At 40.8% G+C, this 19,927-nt stretch carries 24 protein-coding genes and 2 riboswitches; of the genes, 7 read left to right on the top strand and 17 right to left on the bottom strand.

The window, feature by feature from the left end:
* Positions 1-378: 378 nt before the first annotated feature.
* On the bottom strand, positions 379-1,446 hold the full coding sequence (locus J7I93_RS16150) for an undecaprenyldiphospho-muramoylpentapeptide beta-N-acetylglucosaminyltransferase (RefSeq protein ID WP_214726889.1): 1,068 nt from the start codon (positions 1,444-1,446) through the stop codon (positions 379-381).
* Positions 1,447-1,567: 121 nt separating this feature from the next.
* Between J7I93_RS16150 and J7I93_RS16145 the strand changes: the two genes are divergently transcribed.
* On the top strand, positions 1,568-1,942 hold the full coding sequence (locus J7I93_RS16145) for a hypothetical protein (RefSeq protein WP_214726888.1): 375 nt from the start codon (positions 1,568-1,570) through the stop codon (positions 1,940-1,942).
* Positions 1,943-1,965: 23 nt separating this feature from the next.
* Here the strand turns inward: J7I93_RS16145 and J7I93_RS16140 are convergent, their stop codons facing one another.
* The 13 genes from J7I93_RS16140 to J7I93_RS16080 all read right to left on the bottom strand — a co-directional run bounded on the left by J7I93_RS16140 (position 1,966) and on the right by J7I93_RS16080 (position 11,019).
* The gene (locus J7I93_RS16140) at positions 1,966-2,280 is read right to left on the bottom strand and encodes a DMT family transporter (RefSeq protein WP_214726887.1); all 315 of its coding nucleotides are present in this window, start codon (positions 2,278-2,280) and stop codon (positions 1,966-1,968) included.
* On the bottom strand, positions 2,277-2,615 hold the full coding sequence (locus J7I93_RS16135) for a DMT family transporter (RefSeq protein ID WP_214726886.1): 339 nt from the start codon (positions 2,613-2,615) through the stop codon (positions 2,277-2,279). Before J7I93_RS16135 ends, J7I93_RS16140 begins: the two co-directional genes overlap by 4 nt.
* 68 nt (positions 2,616-2,683) lie before the next feature.
* Positions 2,684-2,783, bottom strand: a riboswitch (guanidine-I (ykkC/yxkD leader).
* Positions 2,784-2,832: 49 nt separating this feature from the next.
* A complete protein-coding gene (locus J7I93_RS16130) occupies positions 2,833-4,068 on the bottom strand; it encodes a dicarboxylate/amino acid:cation symporter (protein ID WP_214726885.1) in 1,236 nt (411 codons plus the stop codon).
* A gap of 375 nt (positions 4,069-4,443) precedes the next feature.
* The gene (locus J7I93_RS16125) at positions 4,444-5,082 is read right to left on the bottom strand and encodes a hypothetical protein (protein ID WP_214726884.1); all 639 of its coding nucleotides are present in this window, start codon (positions 5,080-5,082) and stop codon (positions 4,444-4,446) included.
* Between the two features lie 114 nt (positions 5,083-5,196).
* On the bottom strand, positions 5,197-5,496 hold the full coding sequence (locus J7I93_RS16120; RefSeq protein WP_214726958.1) for a DUF3817 domain-containing protein: 300 nt from the start codon (positions 5,494-5,496) through the stop codon (positions 5,197-5,199).
* A gap of 83 nt (positions 5,497-5,579) precedes the next feature.
* Positions 5,580-5,858 (bottom strand): hypothetical protein, encoded by a 279-nt coding sequence (locus J7I93_RS16115; protein WP_214726883.1) that lies wholly within the window; start codon positions 5,856-5,858, stop codon positions 5,580-5,582.
* A gap of 79 nt (positions 5,859-5,937) precedes the next feature.
* Positions 5,938-6,693, bottom strand: coding sequence for an exodeoxyribonuclease III (locus J7I93_RS16110; RefSeq protein WP_214726882.1), 756 nt, complete (start codon positions 6,691-6,693; stop codon positions 5,938-5,940).
* A 69-nt stretch (positions 6,694-6,762) separates the two neighbouring features.
* Positions 6,763-7,047, bottom strand: coding sequence for a hypothetical protein (locus tag J7I93_RS16105; RefSeq protein WP_214726881.1), 285 nt, complete (start codon positions 7,045-7,047; stop codon positions 6,763-6,765).
* A gap of 141 nt (positions 7,048-7,188) precedes the next feature.
* Positions 7,189-7,473 carry a hypothetical protein gene (locus tag J7I93_RS16100; protein WP_214988508.1) on the bottom strand — a complete coding sequence of 95 codons (285 nt, stop codon included), beginning with the start codon at positions 7,471-7,473 and terminating at the stop codon, positions 7,189-7,191.
* Positions 7,474-7,946: 473 nt separating this feature from the next.
* On the bottom strand, positions 7,947-8,600 hold the full coding sequence (thiE, locus tag J7I93_RS16095) for a thiamine phosphate synthase (RefSeq protein ID WP_214726880.1): 654 nt from the start codon (positions 8,598-8,600) through the stop codon (positions 7,947-7,949).
* On the bottom strand, positions 8,590-9,414 hold the full coding sequence (gene thiD / locus J7I93_RS16090) for a bifunctional hydroxymethylpyrimidine kinase/phosphomethylpyrimidine kinase (protein ID WP_214726879.1): 825 nt from the start codon (positions 9,412-9,414) through the stop codon (positions 8,590-8,592). The genes thiE and thiD overlap by 11 nt, the downstream gene beginning before the upstream one ends.
* A gap of 12 nt (positions 9,415-9,426) precedes the next feature.
* The gene (gene thiM, locus J7I93_RS16085; protein ID WP_214726878.1) at positions 9,427-10,239 is read right to left on the bottom strand and encodes a hydroxyethylthiazole kinase; all 813 of its coding nucleotides are present in this window, start codon (positions 10,237-10,239) and stop codon (positions 9,427-9,429) included.
* Between the two features lie 18 nt (positions 10,240-10,257).
* The gene (locus J7I93_RS16080) at positions 10,258-11,019 is read right to left on the bottom strand and encodes a 3-oxoacyl-ACP reductase (RefSeq protein WP_214726877.1); all 762 of its coding nucleotides are present in this window, start codon (positions 11,017-11,019) and stop codon (positions 10,258-10,260) included.
* Between the two features lie 115 nt (positions 11,020-11,134).
* Positions 11,135-11,245, bottom strand: a riboswitch (TPP riboswitch).
* A 155-nt stretch (positions 11,246-11,400) separates the two neighbouring features.
* Between J7I93_RS16080 and J7I93_RS16075 the strand changes: the two genes are divergently transcribed.
* Positions 11,401-11,853 carry an OsmC family protein gene (locus J7I93_RS16075; RefSeq protein WP_214726876.1) on the top strand — a complete coding sequence of 151 codons (453 nt, stop codon included), beginning with the start codon at positions 11,401-11,403 and terminating at the stop codon, positions 11,851-11,853.
* A gap of 288 nt (positions 11,854-12,141) precedes the next feature.
* On the opposite strand, the gene J7I93_RS16070 is transcribed toward J7I93_RS16075, so the two are convergent.
* Positions 12,142-12,891 (bottom strand): Cof-type HAD-IIB family hydrolase, encoded by a 750-nt coding sequence (locus tag J7I93_RS16070; RefSeq protein WP_214726957.1) that lies wholly within the window; start codon positions 12,889-12,891, stop codon positions 12,142-12,144.
* A gap of 137 nt (positions 12,892-13,028) precedes the next feature.
* On the opposite strand from J7I93_RS16070, the gene J7I93_RS16065 reads away from it, so the two are divergent.
* From J7I93_RS16065 to J7I93_RS16055, 3 genes are all read left to right on the top strand, one after another.
* A complete protein-coding gene (locus J7I93_RS16065) occupies positions 13,029-13,544 on the top strand; it encodes a CBO0543 family protein (RefSeq protein ID WP_214726875.1) in 516 nt (171 codons plus the stop codon).
* A gap of 443 nt (positions 13,545-13,987) precedes the next feature.
* Positions 13,988-14,554 (top strand): sigma-70 family RNA polymerase sigma factor, encoded by a 567-nt coding sequence (locus J7I93_RS16060; protein ID WP_214726874.1) that lies wholly within the window; start codon positions 13,988-13,990, stop codon positions 14,552-14,554.
* Positions 14,547-15,629 carry a hypothetical protein gene (locus J7I93_RS16055; protein ID WP_214726873.1) on the top strand — a complete coding sequence of 361 codons (1,083 nt, stop codon included), beginning with the start codon at positions 14,547-14,549 and terminating at the stop codon, positions 15,627-15,629. Before J7I93_RS16060 ends, J7I93_RS16055 begins: the two co-directional genes overlap by 8 nt.
* Before the next feature lie 49 nt (positions 15,630-15,678).
* On the opposite strand, the gene J7I93_RS16050 is transcribed toward J7I93_RS16055, so the two are convergent.
* Complete coding sequence (locus J7I93_RS16050; RefSeq protein WP_214726872.1) at positions 15,679-15,969, bottom strand: hypothetical protein; 291 nt, start codon at positions 15,967-15,969, stop codon at positions 15,679-15,681.
* A gap of 152 nt (positions 15,970-16,121) precedes the next feature.
* On the opposite strand from J7I93_RS16050, the gene J7I93_RS16045 reads away from it, so the two are divergent.
* The gene (locus tag J7I93_RS16045) at positions 16,122-17,189 is read left to right on the top strand and encodes an AbrB family transcriptional regulator (RefSeq protein ID WP_214726871.1); all 1,068 of its coding nucleotides are present in this window, start codon (positions 16,122-16,124) and stop codon (positions 17,187-17,189) included.
* A gap of 59 nt (positions 17,190-17,248) precedes the next feature.
* Here J7I93_RS16045 and J7I93_RS16040 read toward each other — a convergent pair whose 3' ends face one another.
* Entirely contained in the window at positions 17,249-17,998 is a 750-nt protein-coding gene (locus tag J7I93_RS16040; protein ID WP_214988715.1) for a C39 family peptidase, read from the bottom strand.
* 305 nt (positions 17,999-18,303) lie between these two features.
* On the opposite strand from J7I93_RS16040, the gene J7I93_RS16035 reads away from it, so the two are divergent.
* Positions 18,304-19,239, top strand: coding sequence for a MerR family transcriptional regulator (locus tag J7I93_RS16035; protein WP_214726869.1), 936 nt, complete (start codon positions 18,304-18,306; stop codon positions 19,237-19,239).
* Positions 19,240-19,927: the final 688 nt, after the last annotated feature.

The raw sequence follows: 19,927 nt of genomic DNA, 5'->3' as shown, positions 1-19,927 counted from the left end.
GGGCTTTGATTATCGTCTTCAAGGCGGCTTTATAACGACCATAATTATGCCTGGACTTTGATTATGGTAGTCAAGCCGGCATATGGTGACCTATTCCTTGTAGTTATTTGTTTCTTGTCATCATGGCGGTTCTATTTAAAGAATTTGCATTGTTGCATTTGGTTTTGCAGTCAGTATCATAGAATAGGAAGAAGGCTATCAGGATCGTCGTTTATCAATGTTATTACCGGCTGTGAGGAAACTTTTGTTGAGAAGGATTTTAAAATTTTTTTCATGGCCATCCTGGGGTTTCTAATTGATCGTTAATCAGTTCTTTTTTACACAAAAAAATAGGTAAAGCCGGCATATTAAGCTGCCGGCTGTTGAAAAATTTCAAGATTAACGATTTCTTTCGATTTCTTTAATGAGGACAGATAGAGCATCTCCCATTGGGGAGGTTTCCATTGTACTTATGATTTTTTCTTTGTTTTTTTCAAGGTTTTCCAGCGATTGAATGAGACTGTGTTTTGATAACTTCTCTTCTTCTAATGTCAGTGCGTATCCTTTTTTTGAAAAAGCTTGCGCATTCAAAATTTGGTCGCCCCTGCTTTGTTTTTTTGTCAGAGGGATAATAAGCATGGGTATTTTCAAAGCCAGAAATTCAAAAATGGCATTTGAACCGCCTCGTGTAACAACTGTGTCGGTAGCGGCCAGGATATCAGGCAGTTCTTCATTTACATATTCAAATTGCCGATAGCCAGGGGTGTTATCCAAACTGTCATCTTTCTGTCCTTTTCCGCATAGGTGTACGATTTGATAATTTGCGGTGAGCATCTCAAGTGAATCCCTTACTGTTTCGTTCATTTTTTTAGCTCCAAGGCTTCCACCCATGACAGTCAAAATCGGCAGATCTTTTGTAAAATCAAGATACCTTTTACCTCTCTCCTTTTTACCGGAAAAGATCTCTCTCCTGATTGGCGAACCAATGACAACTGTTTTATTAGCTGGAAAATACTTCGCTGCCTCTTCAAAAGAGGTGAAGATTTTACTAGCAAAACGCTGAGAAATTTTATTGGCCAATCCTGGAGTCAGATCGCTTTCATGTATATAGATAGGAATTTTTAAAGAGCTGGCGGCGATGATGACAGGAACGGAAACAAAGCCTCCTTTTGAAAAAATAAGCTTGGGCTTTATCTTTTTAAGCAAGCTTCTTGCTTCCATGATCCCTTTTAATACGCGAAAAATATCCTTCAAGTTTTCTGCATCCATATATCTCCGAAGCTTCCCGCTGCTTATGCTATTGTATGGAATCCCCATTTTTGAAATTAATTCTTTTTCGATGCCTTTTTTTGAGCCTATATAATGGATGGTCCATTCATCTTTGGATAGTTCATTTATGATGGCAATATTTGGGGTCACATGGCCCGCAGAACCGCCGCCTGTAAAAACGATTGTTTGTTTGTTCATTTTATACCTGCCTGCTTATAATGATTTAATATTACTATTATAGTTTATGATTATGTGTAAGAGAAGGTAAAAATTGGGTCCCTGTTGAATGAATAGTAAACCACTTTGAAGGAGAGAGATTATGAATAAATGGATGATCTCAATCATCGTTTTGTTTGCATGCTTAGCAGGATACGTATTTTACTCAAAAGTTTATTACCCTGAGCTTCCGATTGAATCGATTACAAAGCGTGAAGCAGTTGCAAAAGGAGAAAAAAGTGTCTACAAAATGACGAAGATTGCAGAGGAAAACAGCCATGTTTGGTACATGGCACAAATGAAACAGGGAAAAGCTTATGATTTAATGAAAGAAAAAATGGCAAAAAACGGCTGGAGCTTTATCGAACAAAACGGCGCAGGTTTCTTCTTTGAAAAACGCGAAAAAACACTTATTGTAACAAGCCAGATGTGGACTGGCAAATATGTGTTATTCAGTGTGCCTATGGAAAGTAAATAAAAAGGCCAATCCTGACCTTTTTATTAAGAAATCAGCTTTAGCCCAATTGCAGCACTCAGCACTATTCCAATAAAGAAAATTCGTTTTGCGTCCTTCGGTTCTCCATAAAAAACCATGCCAAGAATGGCGCCGCCGGCAGCACCAATGCCTGTCCAAACCGCATAGGCAGTTCCCATTGGCAGCTCCTTCATGGCGAGTGCGAGGAAAAGAAAGCTGGCGCCAAAGCCGCCAAGAAGCAGGAAAAGAGATTGCCAATTTCGATTCCTATGCAAGCTGTTAATCATCGTTACACCAGTCATTTCAAATAGCCCTGCAAGGACAAGATAAAACCAGCTCATAATGTCTCAGCTCCTTCTTTTTCTTCTTCAGCTGTCACCAGCTTTAAACCAAGTACACCCATTAATAAAATGAGCACAAGAATCATTTTAGTTAATTTAAAAGGCTCTTCAAACAAAATAATTTCTGATAATACAGTTCCGGCAGTACCCAATCCCACAAAAACGGCATAAACCGTTCCGACCGGGAGTACCTTGCCTGCCATAATCATTAAATAAAAACTGACTGCAATGCTGATAATGGTGCCTGTCCATGATAATGGATCGTCCGCATGCTTTAACCCAATGACCCAAAACACTTCAAAAAATGCCGCTATAAAGACTTTTAACCAATGCATTTCGAAAATCTCCCTTCTAACCTATACCCTTCAAAAACAAAAAGCCCGGAAGATATCTGCTAAACAGTATCTCCCAGGCTTTTATCCTTCCGTGGCACAGCTTCGGCAGCTGTGAGTTTTCTCTCGGACCAGGCCAGCCATTGCTGCGGAACCCTAGAAAACCTTTTATATTAAATTCGCTACTATTATACCAGAAATCAATTGTTTTTCCAAGAAACTATGCAGTTACTTCATTAGAATCTGACGCTCCGGCAGACTCTTCCCCTCTGTCAATGATAACGGCGCATGCAGCATCTCCAGTAATGTTAACAGCAGTTCTGCACATATCAAGCAGGCGGTCGACACCCAATACAAGAGCAATCGCTTCAACTGGAAGGCCTACAGATGTAAGAACCATGGATAGCATGATTAACCCTACACCTGGTACACCTGCAGCACCAATGCTGGCGAGCGTGGCTGTTAAGATGACCGTAAGCAATTGTCCTAGTCCTAATTCTACACCATATACCTGTGCAATGAAAATGGTAGCAACTCCTTGCATAATCGCTGTTCCATCCATATTAATTGTTGCACCGAGCGGCTGTACAAAGCTGCTTACGCTCTTTGAAACCCCTAGATTATTTTGGGCTGTTTTCATGGAAATGGGCAGTGTCGCTGAGCTGCTCGAGGTACTAAAAGCTACAACCATTGCTGGAGAGAATTCTTTAATGAAATGGATAGGATTCATTTTTCCAAGGAAGGATATCGCACTACCATATGTGACGACTAAGTGGAGCAATAGCACAAAAAGCACTGCAAACATATATTTGCCCATTGCCATTATCGCTTCCATGCCCTGTCCGCCAATGGCAACGGCAATCAGGCCAAAAGCGCCATACGGGGCAAATTTCATAATTGCCTGAACAAGATACATTAATACCTCATTGGCCTGTTCAATAAGACGGAGAATACCGGATACTTTGTCCCCCAGTCTTGATAAGCCGTAGCCGATAAAAATGGAGAAAGCAATAATTTGAAGCATCGACTCCTGCACCATGGCGCCAAACGGATTAGCAGGAATAATATTAACAAGTGTTTCAATGACAGGCGGAGCTTCCTTCTCCTCAAAATTTGCACCATCAAGCTGGAAATCGCCCGCACCAGGCTGGAACAATAGGCCGGCTCCCAAAGCTAAAATAATGGCAATGGCTGTTGTAATAAGAAAGAATAAGATCGTTTTACCGCCAATCCGGCTAAGCTTTTTCGGATCGCTAATTCCGGCAGTTCCCAAAATTAATGACACAATGACAATCGGAACGACAAGCATTTTAATCAGGTTGACGAATATTTTCCCTAAAGGTACCAGTACATACGTGGAAGCGGCATCATACCACCCTGGCAGCGCCAAGTTCAAAATCAGGCCAACCACAATACCCAAGCCCATACCGATAAGAATCTTCTTGGTTAAAGACATAATCAACCTCCCTTTATAGTTAGTGACTATGTTAAATTTTCTGTTGATTTGGCACTCAGAGAACAGCTGGCGGTCCGGAAACCTCCTCCAGCAATTAGTTTCCCTTTTAACCGCACGCCAGTACGACTGGGAATAAGCTTCCTTGAATACAATCCACAAAGGGAGATCGGGAAGCATTTTCTAGGATTTTGTACCTTCCGCTCCAATCAATGGGTGCTAAAATCAACCTTGAGCTTTAACATAGACCTAAAATAAGAAAGCGCTTACATTAAAATGATTATTCAACAATTGGTTGTATTATGCAGTTTATTATGCTGGCAAGCGTAATAACTGATAAGAGCCCTGCAGCATTTTGTCTGCAGAGCTCCAAATTCTCTAGGGCATCATTGTAAAAAACATAAAGATCAACATTCCTAAAATAAATGCACCGCTGCCGGCATTAGTCAAAATCTGTTTCCAGAATACCTTTCCTTCTCTCTCTTCTTTGTAGGATTCTCTAATATTCTCCTTGATTTCCTCGTAGTAATAAATTCGCCACCATTTTCTAAAACTTAATCTGTATGTATACACCGGCTTTTCCTCCCCTCGCCAGCTAACTTTTATGACAGCGCCATCATCTGGAAGTATAAAGGTATTTTCTTTATCGTCCGGTTTCTCTTCTTCCGAATAGGTGATTGCATATTGATCCAATTCCTGGCGGATTCTTTCAAGCAGAATGGCTCTAGAGGTTTCATGGACGACAAATACGCGTCCTTTTATATGTAAATGTAAAGAAAGATAAATAAGTGCGATAAGCAGAATAATAGTTATGTATACAAGGGGTTCCAATTCAAAAAGATCAAACCATATCAAAGGCTGGGCGACCCCTCCCAAAAAGAGAACTAGTTGAGGCACCCAGGTTTCTGATATGATTCCTCTATGCTTCTGTACTTTAAAACCATTATAAACTGCCTCAAAAAATATAAAAATGCCAGAAATTAGGAATACATAAGATAATAGCAGTTGATCCTCCATTTTCAGGCTCCTATTCTACAAATCTTTCTTTTATCTTATCATAAATTTTGGCAGGTATTGTAAGAGAATTGGCAAATGAAAAAGCCTGCATAGCGCAGGCTCTCTCTCTTTCTATTAATCTGTTAAGGATGATTTTTTCAGAAAGACATCCAAAATAAAATTACCGAATGGGATAAATGCCACTGCTACTGCACTTGCAGCCCATTTTAACGACCATCTTATTTTAAAAGTCGTATAGGCAATGACGAAAAGGTAAGTGATGAACAGGAACCCGTGAAGAGAGCCAACAACTCTGACAGCTTCCGGAATACCTGCAGCATATTTAAGAGGCATGGCTATAAATAAAAGGAGCAGTAGAGATCCTCCCTCAAGAAAGCCCATGAATCTGAATTTTCCAATCGGTGTTTTTAGCATAAAAGCAACCTCAACCTTCATTTCTTTTTATCCATACCCATGTATTATAGCATTGTCTTAAGGATAGATACCATAGGAGGCTGCTAAGAAATATCGTAAGCCAGGACATACTCTTCGTGCCAGGAATAGGTTTCAAAACCTGTTGCAGCTAAATGATTACGCAAGCTTTTAGCCGCAATATGGCTGATTGACGGAGGATAGGGACTTTTCCTGATATGCTCCTTAATGCAGCCCATCGCCTCGTCAAAGTCCATGTCCTGGCATTGCGAAAAATAATATTGAACGATGTCATTTTTAATCCTAAAACCCGGATATACCCTTTCAATAAGAACAAAAAGTGTCAGCATTTCTGTTTTGTTCATCTTACCAGCCCTTTATGAAATAGTAATAAAAGTATTGCCGAATTTTTCAAAAATAAAAACCCCTGTTCTGATCCAGGGGTTAAATATTTAGTTCAAGAGCAATCGGGCAATGGTCGCTGCCCATTATGTCACAGTGAATTTGCGCATCTTTTATCTTATCTTTGAGTCTCTCGGAAACAATGAAATAATCGATCCGCCATCCGATATTCCTTTCGCGTACCTTAGCCATGTAAGACCACCAGGTGTAGGCGCCCTCTGCCTCGGGATATTTGTAACGAAAAGAATCAACAAATCCTGAATTCAGCAGTCCGGTCATTTTCCCGCGTTCTTCATCGGTGAAACCGGAATTGCCGCGATTGGACTTTGCATTTTTTAAATCAATATCCTGATGGGCAACATTTAAATCTCCGCAGAGAATGACAGGCTTGATCTGATCAAGTTCCAACAGATAATCACGAATCCGTTCTTCCCACTCAAGGCGGTAAGGAAGCCGGGCCAAATCACGCTGAGAGTTAGGCGTATAGACATTCACAAGATAAAACTCTTCATATTCAAGGGTTAGAATTCTTCCTTCCGGCTCTGTTTCAGTATCATCTATGCTATAACGGATCGAAAGCGGTTCTTGTTTGGTGAAGACGGCTGTACCCGAATACCCCTTTTTAATCGCATAATTCCAGTACTGATGATAACCTTCGAGAACCAGGTCTATCTGACCCTCTTGTAATTTGGATTCCTGGATACAAAAAATATCTGCATCCACATTATAAAAGTAATCGATAAAGCCCTTTTTCACACAGGCTCTAATTCCATTCACATTCCAGGAAACAAGTTTCATTGAATAATCTCCTTACATAGAAAAACTATCAGACTATCAGATTAACATGAATAAGGCTCCACTGCACACTTAAAGAATCGCTGCCCGCACCATGATTGACAGTACCGGTACAATTAAAAACATTGCGATATAATATTTTTGTGGGATCTCCTGGTCATGATCGCCAAGCGCCAGCGAAATTAACGCTTCAAACAGTCTGGCTAGAAACAGGACTCCTATTATGAAAACAAGTCCCAGCAGGAGATTTAATTTAAGATAATCCAGAAAAAGCAGTACAAAAAAATAAAGCACACTTACCGCCAGAAACTCGGAAAGTGTCTGTTTGTTCGTAAATATCCATTTTAAAACGTTCAATAACTCACCCCCGCTCTTGGTTATCCAAGCAGCAATAAAACTATTGTAAAATATAGAAATTATTCTGACAAGGAAAGCTGGCATAAAAAAGAGGCCTGCTATGAAGCAGTACCTATTGCTTAAAAATGATAGTTCCGGCATTCATCTGCACCAATTTAATCTTTTCCCCCGGCTGAATTCTTTGTATAAAGAGGCAGTCAACCTTATGGACTCTCCACCTTCCATACGTATCCAATATTCCTGGTGCATATTATAATTGCTCAGGTAATTATCGATTGAAGCTTGAAGATATTTTTCTTCTACTTTTCCTTCAATTTCCGTTATTTTCGTTTCAGCAGCAACCAAACCCGTAAAAAAGCCATAATACACAATAAGCAATAAGACTATGCCTTGGATATAGAGACCGGCACCCATCCATTTTTTCAATTCTCCATCCCTCTTTTTTCATTGTTTTTTAAAAAGCTACCCTTAATAGAATGGGTTAAACGGGATGACTTCAAACGGTTAAATCGGAAAATGAATGGAATTTTCATGCTTTCATTCAATGGGGACATCATTTGCAAATAAATTGATGAAAATGCAAATAAAAAAGCTATTCTTCAAATAAACTTTTTCCTGGCTGGGGAGGCCACTGATGTTTCAGTTGACGATATATCAGCCTAAGTTGATGATATATAAAGGAAATTAACGATAAAATGGCAAATTTGACGATTTATTACCCGGAATTGATGATTAAATGCCGAAAGCTGATGATATTTGAAGAAACGACGGTATCTCAACCCCTAAATTCTTGTTTAAACTCCCATTAATAAAAATTTCCGCTAAAATCCTGGCAAATAGCTCTCATTTCAACCTAAATATAAAAAAATGCCCGGCTTAATGGGCATTTTTTTGCTTTTTCACTTCTCGTTCACCGCTTCATATAACAACCGGGCAGATGCATCCGGCGAATCAGCTTGGCTTATTGCTGTGATGACGGAAACACCGTCTGCTCCAGCTCCGATAATCGGAGCAGCATTCTCCGCTGTTATGCCGCCTATCCCAACCAAAGGTATCTTTATTTCCGAAGCTCTTAATACTTTAATAAAACTCAGACCCTGAACGGCTTTTGCGTCTTCCTTTGTGGAGGTAGGATAGATCGGGCCGATTCCAAGATAGTCTGCGCCTTCAGCAATTGCTTTCCTTGCTTCATCTAAACGATGGGCAGACACACCGAGAATTTTATTGCCTATTTTTTTCCGAACCATACTAGCCGGCTCGTCTTCCTGTCCGATATGAACGCCATCTGCATCTAATTCAATTGCCAGCTCAATATCATCATTCACAATAAAAGGGATATGGTTTGCCCGGCAGATCGTTTGCAGTCTTTTTGCAAGCTGGAGCTTTTCCTTCCCTTGAAGACAGCCTTTGCCTTTTTCGCGGTATTGGAAGAGAGTGATTCCTCCCTTAATTGCAGACTGCAGAACTTCTTCTGGATCGTTGCTGCAGTTTACACTGCCCATAATAAAATAGACCCTTAATAATTTTCTCATTTCTTCAGGTTTAACTGCCATGAACAAAAATCTCCTTTTTCCTTCGGTTATAGGCCCAATGATTCGTAGGCCCGTGCCCGCTTCCCAGCTGCAGGTCATCTTCAATCGCAGCCTGGATAAATCGCTTGGCGCGCTCCACAGCATTCGAGACAGTCATCCCTTCCGCAAGGCCTGCCGTTATGGCTGCCGAAAAAGTGCACCCGGTTCCATGTGTATTAACCGTTTGTATTCTTTTACTTTTAAACTCATAAAAGCGTTGGCCATCAAATAAAAGATCCACAGCATCGTTTTCAGCCTCATCGTGCCCGCCTTTTATCATGACATTCTTCGCGCCCATATCATGCAGCTTTCTTGCTGCTTCGTTTTTTTGCTGGTCCGTTTTAATCCTCAATCCCGTTAGAACTTCTGCCTCTGGGATATTTGGCGTGATAAGAATCGATAAAGGGATCAGATATTCCTTCATAGCAGCAATGGCCTCTTTCTGCAGCAGGCTCGCACCCCCTTTTGCGACCATTACTGGGTCGATAACAACATTTTTCCATTGATACCTGGTAATCTCACGGGATACTCCCTCGATAATTTCTGCATTAAAAAGCATCCCCGTTTTGACTGCGTCGGGCACAAGATCTTCCCCGATCGATTGGATTTGTGCAACGACTGCTTCTGCAGTCATCGGATAAACTCCCTGTACGCCTTTTGTGTTTTGGGCAGTAACGGCTGTCAATGCTGACATGCCAAAAACCCCAAGTTCTTGAAACGTTTTTAAGTCAGCCTGAATTCCGGCACCGCCGCCGCTATCTGATCCGGCAATTGTTAATGCTTTGTTTATTATCATTTTAACTCCTCCCTATTCGCTGACTTTTTCAAAAGCGCCGAGCTTTTCAATATCTGAAGCGGTAATGTTAAACAAGCTATTTAAAAATTCAATTTGGAACGTTCCCGGCCCTTTATCATTCGTTGCCTCTGCTGCCATTTCGGCAGCAGTTCCGTACACAACCAATGCGGCAACAGCTGCTTTAACCGGGTCCTTTTCCACAGCAGAAAAGGCGCCAATTACTGAAGTCAACAGGCAGCCCGCACCTGTTACTTTTGTTAAATAGGGATGTCCGTTCTTTATGGTGTAAGTTGAAACTCCATCAGAAACAACATCCTGTTTGCCTGTTATGACTGCGATCGTGCCAAGCTCTTTTGCAGCCTTTCCTGCAAGTTCTGTCGTGTTTCCCTGAGCTTCCCCTGCGTCTACCCCTTTAATTTTCCAAGCTTGGCCGGCGGCATTGGCTATTTCCGCCGCATTTCCTCTAATGATGGAAATATTTAATTCCTTCAATAATTTTTTGGCGGTTTCTGTCCGGTATGGAGTTGCCCCAACACCTACTGGGTCAAAGATTACCGGAACACCATGCTCGTTGGCTGACCTTCCGGCGATTAGCATGCTTTGTACTTCTTTTTCGGTAAGAGTTCCCATGTTCAGAACCAGTGCTCCGGCTATTTTCGCCATATCAGCCGCTTCTTCATGCGCATAAGCCATAACAGGTGATGCTCCAATTGCCAAGAGTCCATTGGCAGTAAAATTGGTTACCACAACATTTGTGATATTATGTACCAGCGGATTTGCGGCTCTTACTTTTTCTAAAAGACTGCTAATCTCGTAAATATTCATCTAAAGTCCCCCTCACAATTAGTTCATAACAAGTCCGCCATCCACGACAAGATTCTGGCCTGTAACAGCCCTTGCCCATGGCGATGCGAAAAATACAATGGCATCAGCTGCCTCTGCCGGATCGGTCACCTTTTTCAATGGCGTCGAGTTTTCGATTATTTCAAAGACTTCATTTGAAGTAACTGCGCTTGCATCCGTGGTTTTTAATAAGCCACCGGATACCATATTTACCGTAATGCCGTATTGCCCAAGTTCGTTTGCCATATTCCGGGTAAACCCCAGGAGAGCTGCCTTGCTGGTCGTGTAATCGTGGTACGGAACAACCGGGTTTTGAAATAAATTTGTCCCAATCGAAATGACCCGCCCAAAGCCGTTTAGTTTCATATCAGCCAAGCCAGCCTGAACGGTATTCAAAGCTCCCCGAACAGCACCCTCCAGCTGGATTTGGAAGTCTTCCCATCCAATCGTTTCTGCATCTTTTTTGGTTACCGGGTCAAATTTAAAGTTTACAAGTGCGTTATTAACAATAGTCGTTATGGGTGTACCGAAATGGTTTTTCGCTTTTTCAAATAGTTCCACAACCTGTCTTTTATCCCGGATATCTGCTTGGATGGCAATAGCCCGTTCACCAATTTCATTTTGGAGCTCATAAGCTTTCTCTTCGCTATGAAAATAGTTAATAACCACCCTCGCACCTTCTCTTGCAAAAGCTTTGGCCGTCTCCCTGCCCAAGCCTCTGCTCCCTCCTGTGATAAGCACAATTTGTTCTTGAAGTTTCATCTGAATTCCCCTTTGCATGGATGTGTCCAACCTAGTTATCTGCTTATTTTCGGACAAAATAAAAACCAGATCCTTAAATGGACCTGGCTGAATAATAAATGAGAAGGAATGATCGTTCCCGCTATTACTACTTTCCTACGCTGGCATAATCCAGATCAGGTCCGAAGGGTAAAAAACAGGTCGGTTTCTTTCTCAGCCCGCGCATCGGGCACCCCTAGCAGTAAAACTATTAAGTTGGCTGATTTCATCTTAGCTTGAAAATGGAAATCTGTAAAGTCTTGCAATTCTGTCGTTGTCTCTATATCGTTAATAGTAGTGAATAAGTGCAATTTGACGTTGGCTTTATATCGATAATAGTAGTGTATCATGGGAGGTTTTCTTATGGCAGAGCATCAATTTTACTTGAAAGCACATTGGCCGGGCCTGCGCAATGATGTTGGAAAAATAGAATCCGGACAACTAAAGACGAAGGTATCAATACCGCCTGAGATGGATGGTCCGGGAATCGGCACAAACCCGGATGAAATGCTTTTAGGGGCAGCTGCAACCTGTTATATTATTACGCTTGCAGCGATGATGGAACGGAGTAAACTTGAAAAAGAAGACTTGACCATGGAATCCATTGGGATTGTTAATGTCACCAATGGGATTATTACATACAAAAAAATTATCCACCGGCCTATAATCACCCTGAAGACTGACGCCTCAGAGAGAGATTTCGCCCTCGCTCAGAAACTGGCCAAAAAAGCTGAAGCTTCCTGCATGATTTCAAGGGCCATTAAAGGAAATGTTGAGGTTGAATTGGAAGCAGAAATTATGCGTAAAACCGCTTAAAAAAATTGCTGTATTCGTAAAGTTTGTTACTATTTGAAGGCAAACTTAGTTTTTATAACTGAGTTGATTGTAGCGGAGGGCATTTGACTCCTGCGGGAAGAGAGGGAAGTGCGAGACCCCACAGGCGAAGCCGAGGAGGCTCGCATCGCTCCCCGCGGAAAGCAAATCCCCGCAGCGGAAATCAACGGTCTGAATTCAAAAGCAAAAACAACAATCAAAGGAAAGAGCCAAAAAAATTAAACAGTTTACGAAATATTTTTTCTCAAGGTGCCTGCCAGGTCGAAAATCTTATAAAGCCCATTTCCGAATCGCTTTCGCAACGCCAGCTTCATCATTTGAAGCAGTCACAGCATTTGCTGTTTCTTTAACAATGTCCTGGGCGTTTCCCATTGCAACTCCCCATCCCGATTCCTCAATCATCGCAATATCGTTTAAGCTATCACCCATTGCCATCACATTTTCCATGGAAATGCCAAGAATTTCCGTAACCTGTTGGATTCCTTTTGCTTTATTAATGCCAAGTGCATTCACTTCTATATTGGTTAGGCTTGAATTGGTAATTTCCAGATCACCCTTTGATTGGAGCTCCTTATGAATGATTTCCCGTACTTCATCATCAGTGATATCAAATCCAAATTTCAGCCATTCATAGTCATGGATATTTTCAGGCATTTCATTGTTCCAGACCTGATCGCAGCTGGTAGCCCAAAAATGGGTTTTATGTGTTTGAGATAAAGTCCACATCCATTCCATGATAGTAGAGTCAACTGCGGTTCTCGAAATTAAATTCCCTTCCGGACCAAAAATTTCACTTCCATTGACCGTAATTAAATACGAGTTTAATTCAAGCGAGTCCGCATGGTCCCGGGCTGTAAGTCTGGAACGGCCGGTGCTTAGAATAACTTCGATCCCTTTTTCCTTTGCTTCGCGTATCGCCTCGCGGTTTTCCTCTGGAATTTCGTCATTCGTATTCAACAAAGTTCCATCCATATCAAGAGCGATTAGTTTTATCTCCGGTGCATTCATTTTTTCTGGCATCATAATCTCCCTTTCCTAAACAATAAAGACATTATATAAAGAAATACTATTCCATTCAAAGGAAAGCCTCTGAATGATGAATACTTTTAAATAAATTGGAAATAGCTGTATATATATTTCCCGAAAGGTGAGAAGCTATGTATTTACTACTTGTTGTGGTGGTATGGATTCTATTTGCTTACCGCTTTATAGATTGGTCACAATGGAAGAAGCAATACCCTACCGTTTTGTATTTTATTGCTATTAATCTGACCTACAACATGCTCTATTATAACCATACACTTTGGGCATTCAGAGGAATTACTGCTGAGTGGATCAATCATTCCATCATTAATTTATTTTTTACATTTTTTATTACTCCCATGGCTCTGATCATATACCTGCAGCGTTATCCGGAAAATAAAAAGCATGCATTTATTTATTCAGCGGTTTGGATTACTTTTTTCACCATTATCCAGGCTTTATTTGCCCATAAAGGCATGTATGTTTACGATAATGGGTGGAATAGCTGGCATAATATTTGGCTTAATATTATATTGTTCGCAGTCATGCGGATTCATTATCGAAAGCCAGCGGCTGCTATGCTTGTTTCTTTGCCGGCAGCGATTATTTTTTACTTATTATTTCCGGTTCCATTGGATAGCCTAAAATAAAAAGGCTCTTTTCGTATAGATTGTTGTTTTTGGACTATAAAGTTTGCCCGTTGATTTCCGCTCCAGTCACTTGCTTTCCGCCGGGAGGAACGGGAGCCTCCTCGNNCTCCAATCAACTCAGTAATTAATACTAGTTTGTAAGCAACAAACTTTGCGAAAACAACCAATAAAAAAGAGGTGATTATATTGCTCATCCAAGATCATTTATCCACCTTTTTATTTTTGCTTCTGCTTTTCGCAACCTATGTACTAATGTGGATTTACCTTATAAGGAAGAAAGTAAATAAATAATGAAGCGTAAACCTACTGGTTTGCGCTTTTTTGTATACTTAACATATATTTTTAAAAAATTGAATCCAATAGTTGCCACCTGTCGTCTAACTGTCAGAATAGAATGGTTGCCGGAACCAAAAATTCAACACATATGCTGGGAGGCTGTCAAGTTGAACCCTGAAGAACGAGTAGAGCGGTCAATCGCCTCAAATGTCGACCGTGCCCTCGTCCTTGAAATGATCATGGATGAGTATGGAACAGTATTAAAAAGATTGATCTATACCTATGTGAAGGACTGGAATATTGCAAGTGATCTCACACAGGAAACGTTTTTGACCGTTTATGAAAAGCTGGAGAGTTTTCAGCATAGGTCCTCTTTTAAAACATGGATTTTTACGATTGCCATTAATAAAAGCAAAGATTATTTAAAAAGCTGGCATCATCGCAATATGGTTATGAACGAAAGGGTGTTTTTTCTTAAAAAGGACAAAGAAAAAGACCCGGAAACGAAATTTTTTGAGCGTGATAAGCATAATGAATTGCTGAAAGTGATTGAATCACTATCAGTTAAATATCGGGAAGTGTTCCTCCTCCATTATTATCAGGACCTTAGTCTGGCTGAAGTCAGCGAAACATTGGATATCCCTTTATCTACTGTGAAAACACGTTTGTATCGAGGGCAGGAAAAAGTTAAAAAGCTTTATTCCGCAATGGAAAGAGGTGAACAGCATGGCTGATCTGAAGCAGGAATTGAAACAAGCTATGAATGATTCATGGCCGGAGGAGTCGGTATTTACCGAGGAAGAAAAACAGCGTATTAGAAACCGAATAGGCTCTCGTGCAGTCAAAAGCAAGAAGAAGAGAACGGATTATTTTCCAAAGGCCCTTACGGCAGCCGCTGTTGCCGGCTTTGTAATCTTAAATTGCGGAATCGCGGGAAATCAGACTGGATTCTTTAATCAGCAAAATCCTGATCAGATCGTGTCTGAGGAAAAACCTTTTTACCCGGGAATGGCATATGGAGATATGCTGAACGGCTGGGAACTGCAACAAATAGAAACTAATTCAAATGGCCATTCTATTGCTGTTTTTGCAGGGAAAGCTGAAGTGGCAGGTACTCTTGATTTTCAAAAAGATAATGTCTTCCTTTTGCCAGATCAAGCTTCTTTGGAGAAATTGCCGCTTATGGATGGAAAGAATCCAATAATTTCTTTTAATGAAGAAGACCAGCAGATGCTAAAAAAGGTTTTCGGCATTGCTTCTGCTGTTAAAGTTGAAGATGTTAAGCTCATTATTAATGAGTATAGAGCCCGCGAATCTTTAGTTCATCAGGCAAATGTATTGGAGGTAATACCTAAAGAGCCAGAAATAACGAGAACCGCTTTTCACCTATTTAGGAAAGATGGCAAGGATCTTGTTCTTACAGAGCCATTGAATCACGTTTATAAAGAGTTTTCAATGAGGAAAGAGGATATAATTTTAAGCGGTTTATCGCCGGCAGAAGTATTCCAGCTTTATTTATTTACAGAGGAAGTAGAGGACTATTTTACCCAGTATGCCCTATTTAATCATGATCCTGAGGTCGAAAAAACCTTCGGAACCCTGAACGATTATCTGCATGCGATTAACGAATCCCCTTCTTTAGCGGAGGAACAGACCTTATTATATAAAGCGAAAAATGCCCCATTGGAAGAGGTCATTATCGATGACTCATCTGCTTATATTTCCATTTCGAAAGAAGAAGGCCTTGGATTTGGACTAAGCAAAAATAAGGAAGGAATCTGGAAAGTTAACTGGATGCCAACTCAATAAATATCAAATTTCCTGAGCTTGTCCCTAAATGGGCGCAAGCTTTTTTCTATCAGCTGAACAGTCTCCCAAAGAATACAATAATCGCCAATACGGCTGAAAGAAATAAAGTTATGACAATCGAAAAAAGAACATGGAAGCCTGACTGCCAATTCTGCACTTTTTTTAGGACGTATACACTAAGGAGAAAGACGCTTACTGTGAGAATGAGGAGAACTGAAAAAGGACGCTGTCCGACTTTTTCCAAGTAAATATCATATAGTGGGGAAAATCCGAGCAGTAAAAATAATCCCAGGCAAATAAAAGAAAGGATAAATACAAGATGGCTTAATTTTTCCGGCATGGTTAGTCCCCCTTTCTTTTAAACTGCTATAAAAGAATCCCTCTTGATCATATGTATGAATAAATCTTTCATTATAAAACTTGTAATTCCTTCAATGTTTATATATGGTAAAAATATATAAAGCTATTTCTGAAATAAAAGAAGGTTTTTTAGTGAATAAAAATTTGATGATCACTTTTTTAACAGCGTTGATTGGAGCATTCATATTTTCATTGCTGCAAATGCCTGTCGCTTTTCTGCTTGGAGCAATGACTGCCGTTATGATCGGCAGCCGGATGAGCAGCATTTCCTTTTATTGGCCTGTAAAGCTGCGTGATACGGGCATCATGATTGTTGGGTATAGTATTGGCCTTGCTTTCACTAAGGAAGCTGTACTGTTAATTCTGCAAAAGCTTCCTTTTATTTTGCTCGTTACGGTTTGCATGGTGTTTTTCAGTGCGTTGTCTGCACTCTTGATCGCTAAATTATCGGGCATCGATTATCCAACTGTTTTGATCGGCAGCATTCCTGGAGGGCTTTCGCAGATGATTTTGCTGGCTGAAGAGGTAAAGGGAATTGATATAACAGTTGTAACATTTATGCAGGTTGCGAGGCTTACGATGATTATTTTCATCGTGCCCTTCCTGATATTTGGGCCATGGTTTGACACATCGCCCGGTACAATTATGCAGGCTGCTGATCCTTTGTGGTCAGAGTTATTTCCGAATATTTTGCTGTTTGCCTTTGTTTCTTTTATTTGCATATTATTAAGCAAGCGATTGCGCCTGCCCACTCCTTACTTATTGGGTCCCATTATGGGAACAGCGGCTCTTGTAATCGCCGGCTTGAAGGGACCGGAATTGCCGCCTGCGTTATTGGACCTTTCACAGCTGCTAATAGGTGCCCATATCGGCCTGATGATGAAGCCGGAAAAACTTCCGCACAAAGCAAGAACGATTTCCCTTGCTGCTTTAAGCGGACTCCTTCTGATTAGCGGTTCCCTTTTGCTGAGTATGCTGATTATGAGGTTTTTCCACTTCTCCCCTGCCACCAGTTTTTTAAGCCTGGCACCAGGCGGTATGGATCAGATGGCGATTATGGCTCATGAAATCCATGCCGATTTAGCGATTGTAACAGGATACCAGCTTTTTCGATTATTCTTTATCTTTTTTGTCGTTCCACCCTTTTTAAAATGGATATTTTACAAGTTTAGAAATAAGAAACAGGAAACTTCAATTTAAACAAAGGGACTGCCAGATGAAAATCGGCAGTCCCTTTGTTTGTTTGGTACCTTAGCAATCTAGTTAATCACAACTGCCTGTGAACCCATCAGCTCCCAAGCCTTAACAAAAGCCTCTTTAGGTACCTTCTTGTTTTTTGTACCGTACGGATCGTTTACATATATATAATTTTTGTCATAGCCAGTGATTGCAACACTGTGCATTTGAAACGTGACATCAACAGGCCCGTTTGGAGTATTCCAAGTCTCAAATGAAGCAGCTGGCGATAAGCTCGCAGTTGTAATAATCCATACTGGCGAACCCTCTCCCACCTTCTGAAGAAGCACATTAAATGGCTTGCCAGTCAAGTTTTCCGCACGGTCAGGGAAATATTTCTTGGCGAGTTCAAAAATTGGCTCTTGGTACACACCTAATCCTGGCCCATCCTCCATGTTTCCGACAAAACCTTCATTGGGATTTCCATACCCACCATTGTTGTATCGAAGCGGCACCCGGTGAATTTCATTTGCTAAATCATTTTTGGTAACATCTATGCCTTCATATTTCATAACCATAGCCAGACTTGTCACTTCACACCCATTATATAAACGAGGACTATCCATTTGATTAAACAATGGGACATTAAGAAGAACGGCTTCTTTTATTTCTTCTTTTATGTGCGGCAGATGTTTTGCTTCAGCATGAGGAACTGCTGTATAGTGTATCTCGTTTTCTCTTGATTCTTCGCCCTTCCCCAGCTGTACACTTCCTAAAGTCAGCGACAAACCAATTCCTGCTGCGACAGATACAGCAATGATCCTATTACCCAATGTACCTACTCCCTTTTTAATCATGCAGTTTAATTAGTGCTTTACTAGTTTACTAAACTCCAAGATACATTGTGCCATACCCTGGATAATATGACAAATTAGCTGACTCTTTCTCAAAATCCTCATTATTTTTGTCAGAAATCGGCTGTTTTGCTTTTTTCTGATGAATAACGTCTTCTTTTGAGAGCTTTTGTCAAGTGGCAGGAAAATAGGGGCATTCGTGCTGAATACGTTTACAAGCTAAATTTCGGAACCACCTTCCGAATCATTCAGAATGCTACTAATTGAAGAAAGGGCTGAGTTAAATGGATACACAATACATGAAGGCATACACAATTAAAGAGGTCTCGAAATTATTGAACGTTCCGCCTGGCACTTTAAGACAATGGGAAAAGGATTTAAATGGCCTTCTTTTGATACCAAGGTCAAAGCAGGGCGCCAGGTTTTATACAGAGCATGAAATAGCATTACTTGAAAAAGTGAAGCAAATGCGTGATAAAAATTTAAGCAAGGAAATGATTCGCGATTTAATGCAGAAGCATATGGACCTGACTTCGGAAGCTGGTTCCGAAGCATCTGAAACCGCTTTGGCTCCAGTGCACCAGGAAACCGGAGTACATACTGATGAGCATTCAGCCATGGATGCAGAGCAGTTCATGGTGATGATGGAAAACTTTAAAGATAGCTTGATTACTGACGTCAGAAATGAAATTCGCAACGGAATTCGAAAGGAAGTTTTAGAAGAAGTGAAAAAAGAGATTTCAAAAGGATCTTTGCATACCGTTAAAAGCCTTTCAGACTCTATTTATAAATCGGGAGAAAAAACAAAGTCTGAAATTGAAAACCTTTCCGGCAAGATACAGCAGTCTTCGGAAGACAGCTCCGAAGCGTTCGGAACCTTATCCAAGAGGGTTGCGAAGAGTTCAAAACGCACTTCCGATCAAATCCATCAATTAACAAACAAGCTGGCTGAATCCTCGGAGGCCTCTTCCGAAGAATTCAAAACCATGATTCATTACATCTCCTCTTCTGCCGAGGTAACCAGCACCGAAATCAGCTCGCTGATCGAAACCTTAAACACAGACAGGGAAATCTACATCGAAACCATCAACAAAGAACGCGAACAATACTGGCATGAAGTCAAACAAAGAGAAGAAGTCTTCCAGGATATGATCGTCTCCTTCCGAAACGCCGCCGCGGCGCAGGAACAGACGAAAAAATGGTGGGAAATTTGGAAGTAAGGGAGACAATTTGCGGAAGAATTAAGACTTAGAACTCTGGTAAAGACGATATTGGGTAGATTGCAGCGGATATAGTCACCATAGAGCTCTTATGAAGACGATAATGTGGAGGTTGCAGCATTTTTGGTCGCCATAGAGCTCTTATGAAGACGATATTGTGGAGAATGCAACTTTTTTGGTCGACATAGAGCTTTAATGAAGACGATAATGTCGAGAATGCAACATTTTTGGTCGACATAGAGCTCTTATGGAGACGATAATGTCGAGAATGCAACAATTTTGGTCGTCATAGAGCTTTTATGAAGACGATAATGTAGAGAATGCAGCATTTTTGTTCGTCATAGAGCTCTTATGAAAACGATATTGTGGAGAATGCAACATTTTTGGTCGACATAGAGCTCTTATGGAGACGATAATGTCGAGAATGCAACTTTTTTGGTCGCCATAGAGCTCTTATGAAGACGATAATGTGGAGGTTGCAGCATTTTTGGTCGCCATAGAGCTCTTATGAAGACGATATTGAGGAAGTTCCAGCGAAAATAGTCGTCAAGTAGCTTTTTGAAGAAAATATTGGGGAGTTTACAGGAAGTTTGGTTCATCACCAAATTGTATGCTTGCCCTTCTCTCCTTCCCTCTTCCGTTGCCATCTAAAAAACCAGGAGTTAAAATAGACTAACCTAGATAAATG

The organism is Bacillus sp. ISL-47 (assembly GCF_018613175.1).
In the GTDB taxonomy this organism is placed as follows: domain Bacteria; phylum Bacillota; class Bacilli; order Bacillales; family Cytobacillaceae; genus Cytobacillus.
This window is presented reverse-complemented; position numbering and strand designations above follow the sequence as displayed.